Raw genomic sequence first — 17,747 nt, 5'->3', positions numbered from 1 at the left:
TTCAGACCATGATTTGGTATTGATTGCATAGGAGATACACCTGTTCCCATGTCGAACACAGAAGTTAAGTCCTATTACGCCGGATGTAGTTGGGGAGAACCCCTGCGAGATAGGGTAAATGCCAAGTTTTTATATGGTCCGTTGGTCAAGGGGTTAAGACACCGCCTTTTCACGGCGGTAACACGGGTTCGAATCCCGTACGGACTATATTGTTAATTCCCGATTTATAATCGGGTTTTATTTTATGCGGATTAGCTCAGTTGGTAGAGCGCACGACTGTTAATCGTGTTGTCGTCGGTTCGAGCCCGACATCCGCAGTAAGCTAAATCAGCCATAGGCTGTTTTTTTGTTATAATGGAGTATAAGTGAAGGAAGTATCTATATAATGCAAAAAAGATATACAACATGGAATGAATATTTGAGAGGGACATTTGGGGAAAAAATCTTTAAGGTTCCTATTGATGCTGGTTTTGATTGTCCTAATCGTGATGGGACCGTTGCTCATGGCGGCTGTACATTTTGTACAGTGTCTGGTTCGGGTGATTTGATATTGGAGCCTGATGCACCAATTGCAGAGCAATTTCGGGTGGAAGTTGAAGCTTTTCATAAAAAATGGCCTGGCGTAAAAAAATATATTGCCTACTTTCAAAACTTTACAAATACGCATGCTCCAGTTGAAGTTTTGCGTGAACGTTTTGAAGAGGCTGTTAACCAACCAGATGTTGTGGGTATCTCAATTGGTACACGACCAGATTGTCTTCCACCTGATGTGGTTGATTATCTGGCAGAACTTAACGATCGTATGGAAGTTTGGATTGACTTAGGCCTTCAAACGACATTTGAGGAAACGAGTGATTTAATTAATAGGGCGCACGATTATCAAACCTATACTAATGCAGTAGCTCGTTTGCGTGAACATAATATTAATGTTTGTGTGCATTTAATAAATGGTTTACCCGGTGAAACGCGTGAAATGATGTTGGAAAATGTGAGACGTATGATTTTGGATTCTGATATTCAAGGCGTGAAATTGCATTTGCTGCACCTGATGAAGAATACTCGTATGCAACGTGATTATCACGAGGGACGTTTGAAGCTACTGTCTCAAAAAGAGTATGTTAATATTGTTTGTGATCAACTTGAGATGATTCCCAAAGAAATAGTTATTCACCGTCTTACTGGTGATGCTCCTCGTGAAGCTTTAATAGGTCCAATGTGGTCCTTGAAAAAATGGGAAGTGCTGAATGCTATTGATCGTGAAATGGCGCATCGAGGATCCGTTCAGGGATGTAAAGATATTAGAAAAGTGGAGCCTGTTACTTATGTTTAGACCAATTGAAATGTCACATCACATGTTAGCTGAAATAATTAAAGCAGATGATGTAGTAATTGATGCGACTATGGGAAATGGTTGGGACACTTCCTTTCTTGCTGCTTTAACAAGTAATGTATATGCTTTTGATATTCAACAAGAAGCTCTTTATTCTACGAAAAAATTATTGCAGATGAAGGGTTTGCAGGCGAAGTTGATTCTAGATGGACATGAAAATATAGATAAATACGTGTCTGAACCCGTTAAAGCTGCTATTTTTAATTTAGGCTATCTTCCTCGAGCAGATAAATCAATCATCACACGTCCGAATACAACTTTAAAAGCTTTGGAGATATTAAAGGAAAAGCTTCTTCCTCAGGGTCGAATTATGCTTGTCATTTATTATGGACACGAGGGAGGAGAAGAGGAAAAAGCTGCTGTTATAGATTGGGTGAGTACACTTCCCCAGTCAGATTGGCAGGTTATGAGATATGAACCCCTGAATCAGATCCATAAGCCTCCATTCTTAGTTTGTATTGAGAAAATATAAGATACGTTTTAAGCGTGTTTTATTTTTTTGTATTCTTATTTTGATAAGTTGAAAATGAACTGTAAAAGAGAGTAAGGTGAATACAGTTGAAGAAATAACTGATTCAAAATAGTATTATATGATGTCAAAAATCTATAGAGAGTTCGCTTATAGAAGAGAATTTTTATCTGTTCATACATTCTTGTTTGTGGAATAAAAATCTAGGAAACGAAAAAAATTTTATTAAGTTGAAGATTTGAAGAAAGCTTTGAAAAAAGAAGTATTCTGAGAGACATAAAAGAGCAAATAGATAAATATTTTTTATTGGAAAGTATTGAAAATAAGAAAAGATTTGAATATATTGCTATTTATCTATAATAATGGTAAAATAAGAAGATTTTTAGTTATTATTTATTTTTGGAGGAAGAAAATGGAAGGTATCTTACTTGCACTAGTCCCGATGTTTGCTTGGGGCTCCATTGGTTTTGTATCAAACAAAATTGGAGGAACTGCTAAACAACAAACCTTAGGAATGACTTTTGGTGCATTCGTATTTGCTTTGATTGTTTTTTTGGTACATCAGCCTCAACTTAGCCTACCTGTTTTTATTATTGGCTTTGTCGGTGGACTTATTTGGGCAGTTGGGCAGAGCGGTCAGTTTCATTCAATGAAATATCTTGGAGTATCTGTAGCTGGTCCATTATCAGCTGGCTCGCAACTTGTTCTGGCGTCTTTGATTGGGGTATTCATTTTTCATGAATGGACACAGAGTATTCAGTATACACTTGGTTTTATTGCAATTCTTGCTTTAATTGTTGGTTTTTATTTTTCTGCTAAACGGGACCCAGAAAATATCATTGCAGTCGAAAAGCATCACTATGCACGTGGTTTGATTAGCCTAACTTATTCTACTTTGGCTTATGTTTCGTATGTGATTTTGTTTAATAATCTGTCAGCCCTTTGGTTCAACATTCATTTTGATACTTTGACAATCATTTTCCCAATGTCCATTGGAATGGTTATTGGTGCATTTATTTTATCAGCAGGTGATATTAAAATTGAAGCGGTAGTTTTCAAAAATATTTCCGTAGGGTTGATGTGGGGTGTTGGAAATGTATTTATGCTCCTTGCAGCATCAATGGCTGGTAATGCTATTGCCTTCTCATTCTCACAGCTTGGAGTAATTATTTCAACAATAGGTGGAATTCTCTTCCTAGGAGAGAAAAAAACCAAAAAAGAATTGGCTTATATCACAATAGGTACGATATTGTTTATTATTGGTGCAATTTTACTCGCTGTTGTAAAGTCGAAAGGAATTAATAATTGATTTATTTAAAGGAGTGATATGAACATTTTTCGTAAAAGGGTAGGCCAAGAAAAAAGTGAAATGAAGCGTACTCTTAATTCTATGGACTTAACACTATTGGGCTTAGGCGCAATGGTGGGAGCGGGAATATTCACTTTAACGGGTATGGGAGTTGCTTTAATTGCAGGCCCTTCACTTATGATATCCATTATTATTGCTGGTGTAGCTGTAGGGCTTTCGGCTTTGATTTTCGCAGAATTTGCTTCACGGGTTCCAAGTCATGGAGGCCCTTATGGCTACATTTACGCAACTTTTGGAGAGTTTCCAGCTTGGATAGTAGGTTGGCTTTTAGCCATTGAGTTTTTTACAACGATATCAATTGTAGCTAAGTCATGGAGTGGTTATTTTAAAGGCTTACTTCATTTGCAATTACCTCCCATGCTTAACGGCCCATTGGGATCTACCTCAGGATTTTCTATTGATTTGATTCCTGTGCTTGTCGTGGCAGCAGTATCTATTATGATTTTTTTAAATGCTCGTACAGTTTCACACTTGAATAACACGTTGGTTGTTTTAAAATTTTCGGCATTGATTATCTTTGTTATTGTTGGTCTTTTCTACTTGGAACCGGCGAACTGGTCTAATTTTGCGCCTTTCGGTTTAGGTTCCCTAATTGGTGGTCAAACAGGGATTTTACCGGGAGCTTCAATCCTTTTCATTGCCTTTATCGGTTATGAAACAGTATCAACAGCAGTTGATGAAGCAGAAAATCCAAGACGAAACATTCCTTACGGGGTCATTAGTTCACTTTTTGTTGCAGTAACTCTCTACGTTATTGTCACATTGGTGCTTACAGGTACAGTGCCCTATTATAAATTGAATGTCACGAACTCCATTGCCTTTGCTCTTACTTATCTTGGCGTAGAGTGGGCAGCGACCTATGTTTCAATTATCGCCATCATTACCTTGCTCAGCGTTGCCCTCGCCATGTCTTATGCCTTATCACGTTTACTTTACTCAATGAGTCGTGATGGACTTTTGCCGAAGAAACTGAGTAAAATATCTGCTAAACACCAGATACCAGTTAACTCAACTTTATTCATTGGGAGTATTTCACTGCTCATTGCTGGATTTGTTCCCATGACTATTCTTGGTCAATTTTTGAGTTTGTCTACATTACTTTATTTAATAATTTTAGCCTTTGGTTTGTTGAAACTACGCAAAGAACACGGCCTTCCGCAAGCTAATGAATTTAAAACACCTATGGTGCCTTTCTTGCCTATCTTATCAATTCTTATTAATGGCTTTTTGATTGTTCATTATCATGTGCGAATATGGCTTTTATTGGTTATTTTACTGGGAGTAGCAACGCTACTTTACTTTGTTTATAGTTACCAACACTCAAAATTGGAACAGAATACAAAATAAAAAAGGATTTTCCCAATGTGTTGGAAATCCTTTTTTATTAAAGTTTCTCATTTACAAAGCGGACAAAGCTATTCCACATAACGACAAATATATTTGCACGTGTGACATCATTTTCAGCTGTGAGTGGAAAATGATAACCAGAAAATCCAGGAAGATAACCTAATTTATCTTTTTGAACTGCAGTAGCTTGAACCAACTCCTCTCCTTTTTTAATCGGGGCTTCAATAGCTGTTTGAGCCTTTTTATCAAAAGAAATAGAAATTGCGTTTGTATCTGCAGTGCCGCTCTTAAAAGGAACAACAGCAGAAAAATCTTCTCCAGCTACAAGGTTAACAGTATTTTTATTTCCATCCTGTACAGGAAGACTAGGAAAATCACTAATCTGAGAGCCTTTATCAGCAATCTGTATCTTTGTCCAAGAGGCGTAAACTTGGTTCATAAGACTATTTGTTAAGCTAAAAGGAGTAGCATTATCTTCTGAAGAATTTTTACTCTCTAGAACAACGGTAATAATACGAAAACCATTCTGGACAGTTGTTGCAGCAAAACAATCTACATAAAACGAAGTTGAACCTGTTTTTAAACCATCAACGCCAGCACGTGTTGTTGCAAAGCCAGGTAACATCTGATTCGTATTTGACAAAGTTGTTTCAGATTGTCCACCTTTATCAAACTCAAGTTCAGTTTTTTCAGTAATTTTTAATATCTCAGGGTAATCTTTGAGGAGATGTGTACACATGATGGCAACATCTTGAGCGCTCATTGTGTTGGCATCATTTTCAGTAGAACCGGGGTAAATATTTTCACCGAGTTCACTATTTGGGAGTCCAGAAGAAGAATAAAGTTTAGCATCTGTAATACCCCACTCTTTCAGCTGATCCATCATCATATCGACAAATTTTGGTTCAGAACCAGCTATTTTTTCTGCCAAAGCTATAGCTGCGGAATTAGCTGAAGGGAGAAGCAAAGCATTAAGCAGATCTTTGACTGTAATTTCTGTTCCTTTTGCAAGAGGAATATTACTAGCGTTGCTGTTCATTGTTAAATTGTAAGCATAGTCAGAAATAGGTACTTTTGTATCCCAAGCAATTTTTTTCTCATCCACACTTTTATAAACCAGATAGGCAGTTAAAAGTTTAGTGATTGAAGCAATACGAGTGCTAGAATCTGTGGCGTTTTGACTGTAAAGAATTTTTCCACTGCTGGCATCAACTGCAATAGAAGATTTAGCCGCCACATAAAAGTCCTCAGCTTGGACATTTATGGTAGTCAAAGGGGAAAATAAAAGCAATAAGGAAAGGAAGATGATTGAAATTTTTTTCATGTTTCCATTATAACATAGACGAGGCTAGGTCAGGCCATGAGTTGAAAAGTACCTCTATTTTAGAAAAAGGCAAAGAGTAAAGTTGACAGAGTTACCAAAATTTGATAGAATGTTCAATGGTACTTTTTATATTTGGTCCTAATAAGGAGAACTTGTATAAGTTGCCAAACTTCTTGTCAGAACTTGGATTAAGCGACCATATACTGACATTCCAACTTTATAAAAAACAGAAAGGATTGTTTATCCATTTTATTTCGCTTTGCGGTTCTCCGTAAATAAAAGGGATAAGCAGACAGAAAAATGCCTACTATTAACCAATTGGTGCGTAAAGGTCGTCACTCTAAAGTGGAAAAATCTAACTCACCTGCATTGAACATCGGCTACAACAGTCGTAAAAAACTCCAAACTAAAGTAGCAAGCCCACAAAAACGTGGTGTTGCGACTCGTGTTGGAACAATGACTCCGAAAAAACCTAACTCAGCGCTCCGTAAATTCGCTCGTGTACGTTTGTCTAACCTTATTGAGGTTACAGCATACATCCCAGGTATCGGTCATAACTTGCAAGAACACAGCGTAGTCCTTCTTCGCGGTGGTCGTGTAAAAGACTTGCCAGGGGTACGTTACCACATCGTTCGTGGTGCACTTGATACAGCTGGTGTAACAGATCGTAAACAAAGCCGTTCTAAATACGGTACTAAAAAACCAAAAGCGTAATTGAAAGGAGATAAGAAGAATGCGTAAAAATCGTGCCCCAAAACGTGAAGTTTTGGCAGATCCAGTATACAACTCAGTAGTAGTAACACGCCTTATCAACCGCGTTATGCTTGATGGTAAACGTGGCGTTTCTACAAATATCGTTTATGGAGCTTTTAAACAAATTGAAGAAGCTACTGGAAACAACCCACTTGAAGTTTTCGAAACAGCTATGGAAAATATCATGCCTGTTCTTGAAGTTCGTGCGCGTCGTGTTGGTGGTTCTAACTATCAAGTCCCAGTTGAAGTTCGTCCAGAACGTCGTACAACCCTTGGACTCCGTTGGTTGGTGACAATTGCTCGTAAACGTGGTGAACACACAATGCAAGATCGTCTTGCAAAAGAAATTCTTGATGCTGCAAACAACACTGGTGCGGCAGTTAAGAAACGTGAAGACACCCATAAAATGGCAGAAGCAAACCGTGCGTTCGCTCACTTCCGTTGGTAAAAAACTTGACTTCAGTAGTCTTAATTTTGTAAAAAGTCTTGATCACAGAGGTCAAGGCTTTTTTTCATTATTTTCAAAAGAATGAAAAAACTAATCATTTTAATAATAAAAAATTAAAAAAATCATTTAAATGTGTTGCTGATTTATTAAAATTGTAGTAGAATAGAGCGAAAACACTTTCAAATAAGAAATATAAGGAGTACATTGAACAACATGAAAAAATTGTCTAAGACCGCCTATGGCGGCATCGCAGGGAAAGATTATATCCCTTACGAAGATGGACGCAAAAAGAGTGCTGGAAACCCCGTTGTAGTTATTATTGGTATTATTTTGGCGATTCTCTTTGCAGCATCTACTGCATATTCGGGAATGCGTGCAGGTTTGACAGTAGCTGCCGGTATCCCAGGAGCTATTCTTGGTTCAGGACTTTTATCAATTTTTATCCGTAAAAATAACTTCCTGATGAAGAATATTCTTCAATCAATGGCAACTGGTGGTGAATCAATTGCTTCAGGTCTTATCTTTGTACTACCAGCAGTTATCCTCATTGGACAACAAGTAACTTTCTTTGAAGGTGTTATTGTTGGTGTTGCTGCTGTTCTTGTATCGCTTGGTATCTTGTCATTTGTTCAAGATTATCTCTTGGTAGAAGAGCATGGAACACTTGTTTATCCAGAAGCAATGGCTATTTCAGAAACTCTTGTTGCTTCATCAACAGGTGGTAACTCACTTAAATACATGGGAATTGGTTTCGGTGTAGGTGGTATTATTACAGCTTTCACATCAGCAGTTTTTGGTATTATTAACAACGTTGTAAGCTACACAAATGAAACATTTTACAAATGGAAACTTGAGATTGAAGTAAATCCTATGCTAGCAGCTATTGGTTTTATTGTTGGTCTTGAAGTTGCCGTAATGATGTTTGCGGGATCTATTCTTGCGAACTTTGGTATTGTTCCATTGATTGGCTACTTTTCAGAGATGGCTGGTGGTGGCCATAATGTTTGGAACGACACTTCAATTACGATTCAAGCGATGGACTTTGCTGCCATTTCAGGTTCATATGTAAGGTATATTGGTGCAGGTATGATGATTTCTGGCGGTATGATTGGTGCTATCCGTCTTATCCCAACAATTATCAATTCTGTAAAAGCAACACTTGAAGGCCGTAAAAATGCTGAAGCTGGCGAACGTGATTCACTTGGTATCTTTGCTATCCTTATTGGTATTGTTGCAACGTTTATCGTTGGTTTCCTTATCTCTGGTGGAAATATTGCGATGGCTTTCATTGCAGGTATCTTGTCAATCATCCTTTCCATGTTATTCATCATCGTTGCAGGGCGTTTGACTGGTACAATTGGTACCTCTAACTTACCTGTATCTGGTATGACAATTGCATCACTTGTTATCATGACTTTAGTCTTCTTGGTGATGGGCTGGACATCTGATGCTGATTTGAAATCACTCTTGCTTTTCGGTACTTTCATCGTTGTAGCGATTTCTGTAGCTGGTGGTTATACACAAGCGCAAAAAGTTACATTCATCACGGGTGGTAATAAATATGAAGTACGCCGCTTCTTCCTCGTTGCTGCTGTTCTTGGGGTTGTTGTCGTAACAGGTGTTATTGTATTACTTAGTGATCAGCTGGCCTTAACAGGTGATGCAGCACAGTTTGCACTGCCACAAGCCAACTTAATGGCAACTTTGACTGATGGTATCATTGGTGGAGAACTTCCATGGCATATGATTATTGCAGGTATCGTGTTTGGTATTATTCTTTACATGATTAAAGTTCCGGTTATGACTTTTGCCATTGGTTTCTACCTCCCAATTTCAACAACATCAATTATTTTAGTTGGTGCATTAGTTCGTGTTTTGATCGGAATCCTCAGTAAAAAAGATACTGAGGCAGTGCAAGAGGAACGCATGTCATCAGGTGTTTCTCTCTCATCTGGTTTAGTTGCTGGAGCATCTATCATTGGGTTGCTGGGTATTATTCTCCAAGTAACAGGTGTTGTAACGCCTGGAACACCAACAGGTTTCCTCGGCTCCAACAGTATGGCTTGGATTCTCATGCTAATCTTAGTTGTTGCAATCATAGTACCTCTGATGTCCGTCAAAAAAGCTTCGACATCTACCAAAACTGAAAATGAATAACAAGAAAAAAGAAGAAATTTCAGATAAAAATTTGAATATGATTTTCCGAAAAAAAGACAAAGTGCTATTTGAATGGCATGAGGGTCGAATTCGGATTTATAAAGATCAAAAACATTGGACACAAAATCTCATGCGTAAGATGGGGGCAAAAATACCCCAGCGTACCTATATGTCTTTGGATGAATATGGTACATTTGTCTTTAGTATGATTGATGGAAAGACTACTGTAAAAGAGATAGGAGAAGCACTTAGTGCTCAGCATGAGGAAGCTTCTCAACAGCTCTATGAACGGCTTTTCCTTTATCTCAATCATTTAGAAACTGTTGAAAAATGGATTGAGATTGTTGAAAAAGGGGAGTAATCTCCTTTTTCTCTTGACTTATTTTTAGAAGAATTAGATAAATTTTTCTCAAAAATATTGGAAAGCTAAAAATAGAACTATAAAAACCTTGATTATTATGATATAATGGGGTGTAAAACTAAAAATTAACTAGGAGAAAACTATGGCTCGCGAATTTTCACTTGAAAATACTCGTAATATCGGTATCATGGCTCACGTCGATGCCGGTAAAACAACTACCACTGAACGTGTCCTTTACTATACTGGTAAAATTCACAAAATCGGTGAAACGCACGAAGGTGCATCACAAATGGACTGGATGGAGCAAGAACAAGAACGTGGTATCACTATCACTTCTGCTGCAACAACTGCCCAATGGAAAGGCAATCGTGTAAACATTATCGATACACCGGGTCACGTGGACTTCACGATTGAAGTACAACGTTCACTCCGTGTCCTTGATGGTGCAGTAACAGTACTTGATGCTCAATCAGGTGTTGAACCACAAACTGAAACAGTTTGGCGTCAGGCAACTGAATATAAAGTTCCACGTATCGTCTTTGCGAACAAAATGGATAAAGTCGGTGCTGATTTCTTCTACTCACTTTCTACATTACATGATCGTTTAGGTGCTAACGCTCATCCGATCCAAATTCCAATTGGTTCTGAAGAAGATTTCGTAGGAATCATTGACTTGGTAACTATGCGTGCGGAAATCTATACTAATGACCTTGGTACGGATATCCGTGATGAAGAAATTCCAGCAGAATACAAAGAACAAGCTGAAGAATGGCGTACAAAGCTTATTGAAGCTGTTGCTGAAACAGACGAAGACTTGATGGAAAAATATTTTGCCGGTGAAGAAATCACTGAAGCAGAGTTGAAGGCTGCTATTCGTAAAGCGACAATCAACGTTGAATTCTACCCAATGCTTGCAGGTTCTGCCTTCAAGAACAAAGGTATTCAAATGATGCTTGATGCGGTTATTGACTATCTTCCAAGCCCATTGGATATTCCTGCAATTAAAGGTGTTAACCCAGATACAGACGAAGAAGACGAACGCCCAGCATCAGATGATGCTCCATTTGCGGCACTTGCCTTCAAGATCATGACTGACCCATTTGTTGGACGTCTTTCATTCTTCCGTGTTTACTCAGGGACATTGGATGCTGGTTCATACGTTTTGAATACTTCTAAAGGTAAACGTGAACGTATCGGACGTATTCTCCAGATGCATGCGAACACACGTCAAGAAATTCAAACAGTTTATGCTGGTGATATCGCTGCTGCTGTTGGTTTGAAAAACACTACAACTGGTGATTCATTGACTGACGAAAAAGCAAAAATTATCCTTGAGTCTATCGATGTTCCAGAACCAGTTATCCAACTTTCTGTTGAACCTAAATCTAAAGCTGACCAAGATAAAATGGGTGTCGCCCTTACTAAATTGGCAGAAGAAGATCCAACATTCCGCGTTGAAACAAACGTTGAAACTGGTGAAACAGTTATCTCTGGTATGGGTGAACTTCACCTTGACGTCCTTGTTGACCGTATGAAACGTGAATTCAAAGTTGAAGCTAACGTTGGTGCGCCTCAAGTATCATACCGTGAAACTTTCCGTGCACCTACTCAAGCACGTGGATTCTTCAAACGTCAATCAGGTGGTAAAGGTCAATACGGTGATGTATGGATCGAATTCACACCAAACGAAGAAGGTGCTGGTTTCGAATTTGAAAATGCTATCGTCGGTGGTGTGGTTCCACGTGAATTTGTACCTGCCGTTGAAAAAGGTTTAGTAGAAACTATGGCTAACGGTGTTCTTGCGGGTTACCCAATGGTTGATATTAAAGCTAAACTTTACGATGGTTCATATCACGATGTCGATTCATCAGAAACTGCCTTCAAGGTTGCGGCTTCACTTGCTATGAAAGAAGCTGCTAAGACTGCACAACCTGCAATCCTTGAACCAATGATGAAAGTTGTCATCACAGTTCCTGAAGAAAACCTCGGTGATGTTATGGGTCACGTAACAGCGCGTCGTGGACGTGTAAACAGCATGGAAGCACATGGTAAATCACAAATCGTTAACGCATTTGTACCACTTGCTGAAATGTTTGGTTATGCAACTACACTTCGTTCAGCTTCACAAGGTCGTGGTACATTTATGATGACATTTGACCACTACGAAGATGTACCTAAATCAGTACAAGAAGAAATTATCAAGAAAAACGGTCGCGGTGGCGATGCTGAATAATCTTTGATTATTTCATTTATGTAAAAAAGCAGAATCTGAGAGAGGTTTTGCTTTTTTGTTTTAAGGATAGAACATTAGAAATTAGAATTATTAGTTCTCTTTGTAGTAGTTTTTTCACTTGATTGTTCGGTTTTTCTAAGTTATAATTAAAGTGTTAGAAGGAAAAGTGGTGAATAATATGAAAAGAAACGAACGATTAGTGGATTTTACAAATTTTTTACTAAATAGACCTAATAGAATGTTGAATCTTAACGAAATTAGCAAGCGTTATGAAGTTGCCAAGTCCTCTATTTCGGAAGATCTCGTTTTCATCAAACGCGTCTTTGAAAATCAAAATATTGGAATTGTTGAAACTTTTCCCGGAAGTTTAGGTGGAGTGCGTTTCACACCTCATATTTCAGATGAAGTTTCCCATGAACGCGCGATGGAACTCGCCAATCTCTTACGGGAGGAAAATCGTATCTTGCCTGGAGGTTATATCTATCTTTCAGATATCTTAGGTCATCCAGCTAATTTAAAAAAAATCGGACAAATTATTGCTCATGAATATTGCGAAAAACAGATTGATGTTGTTATGACTATCGCTACAAAAGGAATTCCCATCGCACAGTCTGTCGCTGAAATATTGGATGTACCCTTTGTTATTGTTCGTCGAGACCCTAAAGTCACTGAGGGAGCCACGCTAAATGTGAACTATATGTCAGGGTCAAGCAGCCGTGTTGAAAATATGACTCTTTCTAAACGCAGTTTATCTATTGGTCAAAGTGTTTTGATTGTTGATGATTTTATGAAAGGGGCAGGAACAATCAATGGTATGAAGAGCCTTGTTTATGAATTTGACTGCTTTTTGGCAGGTGTGGCTGTCTTTCTTGAAGGACCTTTTAAAGGAAAGCGTCTAGTGGATGATTATAAATCAATTCTAAAGGTTGATAAAATAGATGTGGCTAAACGTTCTATCGAAGTAGAACTAGGTAATATATTTGAAGAAAAGTAAAGATAATAAAAAATAGTGGGCTTTGGTTTTATCACCAAAGCTTTTTTAGTTGAGGAGAAGTTCTTTTATCTGTCGAGAGCTGAAAAAAAGAGGTCACAGATTAATTGAGGATTCCTTATTTGATATTGTTTCATCAGAAGGGAACAGTAAGCTTATTACAAGTCATCTTTTTGGGGATTTAGAATATAAAAAAAGCTTTGCCTAGCTTGACAAATCTTTTAATTCAGGGTAGAAATTTTATTTAGTGGCCAGATGCGGAACACGGTACGACCAACAATCTCAGAACGTTTAAAAGTACCAACAGCACGACTGTCTCTTGAGACGATACGATTATCGCCTAAGAGAAGATATTCTCCCTCAGGCACCTTGATGCTGAAAGTAGGATTTCCTGTTGTATCTGTTGTAAAGGCTTGGGACTGTTGCGCCAGTTGAACGAAATATGCGCGATTTGCCTCCGAGAGTTCAGAGGTCAAGGCATAATTTTGGTAGGTCTTTTCCAGTTCTCCGTCTGATAATTGCTTCTTGAAATCTGCCAAATATGGTTCGTCTGTTTTTTGGCCATTGATATAGAGTTGATCGTTATCAAATTTTATCTCATCACCTGGCATCCCAATCACACGTTTAACGACATCTTTGGTTTCAGTTTGACCATTTATCGACTCGGTCTCTTTAGCAACTACAATATCAAAACGATTAATGCTCGCTGTTTTGATAAGAACAAGGCGTTGTTTATCGGCCAAGGTAGGATCCATTGAGTGACCATCTACAACAACAAGAGACCAGATGAAGATTCGGGATAAGATAGCCAAGGTTATAATTGTTAAAAAGATACCCCATTCTTTGAGGAAGCGCGTGAAAGCGTTAGGTTGCTTATTTTTTCTAGTATTTTCCATATTTAACTTTCTATTATTTGAGCTAGATTTATTGCTTTTTTTGTATTTGCGAAATGTAGTTTGGCATATTTTTCTAAACTTTCTAGACCACTGTGACGAATGATTTTTGCTGCGACACAATCAGAATTTTCCCCAGCTCCACTTGGTAACTGTATCCCAGATTCTAGAGAAAGCGCTTCGAGATTTTTCAAGAATAGATAGCGTGCGATAATAGAACTACAGGCAACAGCTAAAAACTGATCCTCAGCCTTGGTCAAAAGAGTGACTTTCCCAGCAACCTGATTTTTTTCAGCGCTTAGGTATTTTTGATAATTTTTCTCACTTGTAAAGGCATCAATAATGATATGTTCAATGGGTTCGGACACATGTTGCTCAAGTAGGTATATTGCTTGATTATGCAAGGCAACTTTGATACTTACAGCGTTATGACCTGAGGAAATCACGTTGTTGTATTTCATAGGTTCTACGATTAAAGGGACATGGAGAATATGTGCCATTAATTGTGGGGCAATCTGACAAATTTTGTTATCATTCAACTTTTTAGAATCCGCGACCCCCAGATTTTTTAAAAAGAGGACATCCTTATCAGAGATAAAACTTGCTACAACGACAAGTGGACCAAAGTATGAGCCATTTCCAACTTCATCTGTACCTATTATGCTAGCTTGCTGTTTGGGACGTACAGTAGTAGTATATCCAAATTGGTGTGCGATGTTTTCTGCCTCTTCCCCTTGAAAGACGACTTTTCCAGAATTGTAAACAGAAATAGTGGCTTTAGGCAGTTTAGCATAAAAAGTGATATATTGATTTTTTGATGCTTTCTTGTATTTATTGAATTTGAGAAAAAGTTTGTCCAACATTTTTCGATCTAGGGTAAGCACTACATTCATGATAATAGTTTAACATAAAAGCAAAAAAATTAAAAATGAATCTTGACAATACTTGATATATATGATAACATGATAAACGGTATTGTTTACCCCATTTTTGTGGCCCCGGAAACCCAAAAATATTTACAGGACTTTTACACCTGACGTAAACAAATTCTAAGTAAAGGAAACTTAACCCAAATGATGAAAACAACATTCATGGCTAACGCTTCAAACGTTGACCGTAAATGGTACGTGGTTGATGCAACTGATGTACCCCTTGGTCGTTTGTCAGCCGTAGTTGCTAGCGTACTTCGCGGTAAAAACAAACCAACATTCACTCCACATACAGATACAGGCGATTTTGTTATCGTTATCAATGCTGAAAAAGTAAAACTTACTGGTAACAAAGCAGCGGATAAAGTTTACTATCGTCACAGCCTTCATCCAGGTGGCTTGAAATCAATCACTGCTGGTGAACTCCGTGAAAAAAATGCTGTACGCTTAATTGAAAAGTCAGTTAAGGGTATGCTTCCACACAACACACTTGGTCGTGCTCAAGGCATGAAACTTAAAGTGTTTGTTGGTGGTGAACACACACATGCAGCACAAAAACCTGAAGTTCTTGATATTTCAGGTCTTATCTAAGGAGGGAACGCACTAAATGGCACAAGTACAATATGCTGGCACAGGACGCCGTAAAAATTCAGTTGCTCGTGTACGTCTCGTACCCGGCACAGGTAAAATCGTAATCAATAAACGTGATGTAGAAGACTATATCCCACAAGCAGCACTTCGCCTTGTTATCAACCAACCATTTGCAGCTACACAAACTGAAGGTAGCTACGACACACTCGTAAACGTAAACGGTGGTGGTGTATCAGGTCAATCAGGAGCTATCCGTCACGGTATCGCTCGTGCATTGCTTGAAGTGGATCCAGATTTCCGTGGTGCTTTGAAGCGCGCTGGTTTGCTTACACGTGATGCTCGTATGGTTGAACGTAAAAAAGCAGGTCTTAAGAAAGCTCGTAAAGCTTCACAATTCTCAAAACGTTAATCTGTTTCAGATATACCAACGTTTTGGACTATTATTTGGTGAAAATTGGTGGAAAACTAATTTCAATCAAAAATAATGATATAAAAGCATTGGCGGTTTGCTAGTGCTTTTTTTGTACCATCATGTTTATATGATAGCAATTCCTTGTCAAGTCATGTGATTATGAAATCTGTGTATTAACTTTAAAATCATAGTCATCCTCTATTAAGGTAAAGTTTAGCAGCCTATACCTTTTTAAAATATTAGTGTTTTCCCATTTCTATCTCCTACCTTTAGATACTGGAAAAATTATATTTAGCTCATAGTGAATATCCTCCTAAATTTGGTATAATTGAGTAAACATTATCATTTTATAGAGTTTTTAAGGAGAAATAATTTATGCCTCTTGCGACAATTTACAGTTTTATTGGGCTGCTGATTATGATTAATACGGTACTCGCGCTTGTGACAATTTTTAGAAAACCGAGATCAATTTCTAGTATTTTAGCATGGTTTATGTTTTTAGTTTTCTTACCAGGCATTGGTTTTCTTGGATATCTTTTTTTGGGAAGAGGACTAGATCGAACAACTGTACGTCGTTTTGAAGAGGAAAACAAATATAATTTATCTATTCTGGGTCAGCGAGTACATGAAAATAACCAAAAGTTTGCTCCGAAAGAAATGGCACCCCATGAAAAACTTCTTAAACGGTATTTTAACAACATGGAACGTACGCCTTTATGTCGAGGCAATAGTGTCAATTTTTACCTTGATGGTAAAGAAAAATTTGCAGCTTTATTTGAAGATATAAAAAATGCTAAAGATAATATCCATGTGGAGTATTATGCTTTTTTCAGTGACAAAATTGGCACTCTCTTTCGTGATCATCTGATTTCCAAAGCTAAAGAAGGTGTTGAAGTCAGGGTAGTATATGACCCATGGGGTGGAAAAACAAGGAGAGATTTTTTCAAGCCCTTAGAGGAGGCTGGTGGGAAGGTTACACCCTTTATCACTTCACGTAATGCCTTGATGAAAACGCGACTTAACTATCACCTACATCGTAAGATTGTTGTCATTGATGGTCAAATTGGCTGGACGGGTGGTTTTAATGTCGGAGATCAGTATATATACAACAGTAAAAAATTCGGTTTTTGGCGAGATACTCATGGACGGATTGTCGGAACTGCAGCCTTTGGCCTCCAAGAAACCTTTATCCGAGATTGGAATGTTTCCGTTAAAAATCCCAAGGATAAACTTGAACGAAAAGATAATTATTTTGTAGTCCCAGAGGACAGTGGAAATATCGATATTCAAATAGTCACAAATGGACCGGAGAGTGACAATAAAACACTGCGCACTGGATTTATCAAAATGATTATGGATGCTGAGGACTATATCTGGATTCAGTCACCCTATCTTATTCCGGATGACTCAATGATAACGGCTCTTGTAGCAGCAGCTAATTCAGGCGTAGATGTAAAGATTATGATTCCTAACATGCCTGACCACCCTTTTATTTTCCGAGCAACACAATATTATGCAAACTATCTTCACAAACATGGCGTTCAAATTTACAATTACACGAATGGATTCCTCCACTCAAAAACACTTGTAATGGATGGAAAGCTGGGTGTATTTGGGACAACCAATCAAGATATAAGAAGCTATGAGTTAAACTTTGAAGTCAGTGCTTTTTGTTACGATGAAGGAGTAGCTAAGGAAATGAAAAGAACATTCGAAATGGATTTGGAAAAATCAACGCTTCTCACAGACAAGACTCTTGTACAGCAGTCACTATGGCTTAAGATAAAACAAAACTTTTCACGACTGCTGAGCCCGATCTTGTAAGCTAGCCTCCTAAAAAAGACACTTCTAGTGTCTTTTTTAGGAGCGTACAAATGTGATAACAGAAGTGTTTAACGAACGAAGGAAAAAATTTTCAGGAAATCGCCCACTAAATAGTTGACAAGTTTTTGATAGTTTGGTAGAATATAATAGTTGTCGCAAGCGAGGGACTTGTGAGAATGATAGACCATTGAAAACTGAATAAAGTAGAATGACTATATGCGAGAGGGAGACCTCTTGTATAGACCTGTCGATTCAA

The 17,747-nt window shown here is 38.0% G+C and carries 16 protein-coding genes, 2 tRNA genes and 1 rRNA gene; 16 read left to right on the top strand and 3 right to left on the bottom strand.

What is annotated here, in order from left to right; translation table 11 throughout:
* Positions 1-12 precede the first annotated feature (12 nt).
* The 7 genes from rrf (at position 13) to ACGHCK_RS10830 (ending at position 4,575) form a co-directional block, all read left to right on the top strand.
* Positions 13-127, top strand: a 5S ribosomal RNA gene (gene rrf / locus ACGHCK_RS10860).
* An 8-nt stretch (positions 128-135) separates the two neighbouring features.
* Positions 136-207, top strand: a tRNA-Glu gene (locus tag ACGHCK_RS10855).
* Between the two features lie 38 nt (positions 208-245).
* A tRNA-Asn gene (locus ACGHCK_RS10850) sits at positions 246-318 on the top strand.
* 67 nt (positions 319-385) lie between these two features.
* On the top strand, positions 386-1,330 hold the full coding sequence (mnmL, locus tag ACGHCK_RS10845) for a tRNA modification radical SAM protein MnmL/YtqA (RefSeq protein WP_251423591.1): 945 nt from the start codon (positions 386-388) through the stop codon (positions 1,328-1,330).
* Positions 1,323-1,862: a tRNA 5-(aminomethyl)-2-thiouridylate-methyltransferase MnmM gene (gene mnmM, locus ACGHCK_RS10840; RefSeq protein WP_251423594.1), complete on the top strand. Its 540-nt coding sequence runs from the start codon at positions 1,323-1,325 to the stop codon at positions 1,860-1,862. The genes mnmL and mnmM overlap by 8 nt, the downstream gene beginning before the upstream one ends.
* 409 nt (positions 1,863-2,271) lie before the next feature.
* Positions 2,272-3,168, top strand: coding sequence for a GRP family sugar transporter (locus ACGHCK_RS10835; protein ID WP_202231627.1), 897 nt, complete (start codon positions 2,272-2,274; stop codon positions 3,166-3,168).
* An 18-nt stretch (positions 3,169-3,186) separates the two neighbouring features.
* On the top strand, positions 3,187-4,575 hold the full coding sequence (locus tag ACGHCK_RS10830) for an APC family permease (protein WP_202231626.1): 1,389 nt from the start codon (positions 3,187-3,189) through the stop codon (positions 4,573-4,575).
* Between the two features lie 37 nt (positions 4,576-4,612).
* On the opposite strand, the gene ACGHCK_RS10825 is transcribed toward ACGHCK_RS10830, so the two are convergent.
* Positions 4,613-5,899, bottom strand: coding sequence for a serine hydrolase (locus ACGHCK_RS10825; RefSeq protein WP_251423598.1), 1,287 nt, complete (start codon positions 5,897-5,899; stop codon positions 4,613-4,615).
* 300 nt (positions 5,900-6,199) lie between these two features.
* Between ACGHCK_RS10825 and rpsL the strand changes: the two genes are divergently transcribed.
* The 6 genes from rpsL (at position 6,200) to purR (ending at position 12,845) form a co-directional block, all read left to right on the top strand.
* Positions 6,200-6,613, top strand: a complete 414-nt coding sequence (gene rpsL / locus ACGHCK_RS10820; protein ID WP_003133552.1) for a 30S ribosomal protein S12 — start codon at positions 6,200-6,202, stop codon at positions 6,611-6,613.
* A gap of 19 nt (positions 6,614-6,632) precedes the next feature.
* Positions 6,633-7,100 carry a 30S ribosomal protein S7 gene (gene rpsG, locus ACGHCK_RS10815; RefSeq protein ID WP_202231624.1) on the top strand — a complete coding sequence of 156 codons (468 nt, stop codon included), beginning with the start codon at positions 6,633-6,635 and terminating at the stop codon, positions 7,098-7,100.
* Between the two features lie 213 nt (positions 7,101-7,313).
* Positions 7,314-9,257: an OPT/YSL family transporter gene (locus ACGHCK_RS10810; protein WP_202231502.1), complete on the top strand. Its 1,944-nt coding sequence runs from the start codon at positions 7,314-7,316 to the stop codon at positions 9,255-9,257.
* The gene (locus tag ACGHCK_RS10805) at positions 9,250-9,618 is read left to right on the top strand and encodes a PqqD family protein (protein ID WP_251423601.1); all 369 of its coding nucleotides are present in this window, start codon (positions 9,250-9,252) and stop codon (positions 9,616-9,618) included. The genes ACGHCK_RS10810 and ACGHCK_RS10805 overlap by 8 nt, the downstream gene beginning before the upstream one ends.
* Positions 9,619-9,760: 142 nt before the next feature.
* Complete coding sequence (fusA, locus tag ACGHCK_RS10800) at positions 9,761-11,851, top strand: elongation factor G (RefSeq protein WP_271328297.1); 2,091 nt, start codon at positions 9,761-9,763, stop codon at positions 11,849-11,851.
* 178 nt (positions 11,852-12,029) lie between these two features.
* Positions 12,030-12,845 carry a pur operon repressor gene (gene purR / locus ACGHCK_RS10795; protein ID WP_251423604.1) on the top strand — a complete coding sequence of 272 codons (816 nt, stop codon included), beginning with the start codon at positions 12,030-12,032 and terminating at the stop codon, positions 12,843-12,845.
* A 218-nt stretch (positions 12,846-13,063) separates the two neighbouring features.
* On the opposite strand, the gene lepB is transcribed toward purR, so the two are convergent.
* Both lepB and rnhC read right to left on the bottom strand, forming a co-directional pair.
* Positions 13,064-13,738, bottom strand: a complete 675-nt coding sequence (lepB, locus tag ACGHCK_RS10790) for a signal peptidase I (RefSeq protein WP_202231498.1) — start codon at positions 13,736-13,738, stop codon at positions 13,064-13,066.
* 2 nt (positions 13,739-13,740) lie between these two features.
* On the bottom strand, positions 13,741-14,628 hold the full coding sequence (gene rnhC, locus ACGHCK_RS10785) for a ribonuclease HIII (protein ID WP_202231497.1): 888 nt from the start codon (positions 14,626-14,628) through the stop codon (positions 13,741-13,743).
* Between the two features lie 180 nt (positions 14,629-14,808).
* Between rnhC and rplM the strand changes: the two genes are divergently transcribed.
* The 3 genes from rplM (at position 14,809) to cls (ending at position 17,491) form a co-directional block, all read left to right on the top strand.
* The gene (gene rplM / locus ACGHCK_RS10780; protein WP_202231496.1) at positions 14,809-15,255 is read left to right on the top strand and encodes a 50S ribosomal protein L13; all 447 of its coding nucleotides are present in this window, start codon (positions 14,809-14,811) and stop codon (positions 15,253-15,255) included.
* Between the two features lie 16 nt (positions 15,256-15,271).
* The gene (gene rpsI, locus ACGHCK_RS10775; protein ID WP_003133537.1) at positions 15,272-15,664 is read left to right on the top strand and encodes a 30S ribosomal protein S9; all 393 of its coding nucleotides are present in this window, start codon (positions 15,272-15,274) and stop codon (positions 15,662-15,664) included.
* A gap of 378 nt (positions 15,665-16,042) precedes the next feature.
* On the top strand, positions 16,043-17,491 hold the full coding sequence (cls, locus tag ACGHCK_RS10770; protein ID WP_202231495.1) for a cardiolipin synthase: 1,449 nt from the start codon (positions 16,043-16,045) through the stop codon (positions 17,489-17,491).
* The last annotated feature ends 256 nt before the right edge of the window (positions 17,492-17,747 follow it).

The organism is Lactococcus muris (assembly GCF_042849115.1).
GTDB classification, from domain to species: Bacteria; Bacillota; Bacilli; order Lactobacillales; family Streptococcaceae; genus Lactococcus; species Lactococcus muris.
Note: the sequence above shows the minus strand (reverse complement) of the source record. Positions and strands in the feature narration are given on the sequence as shown.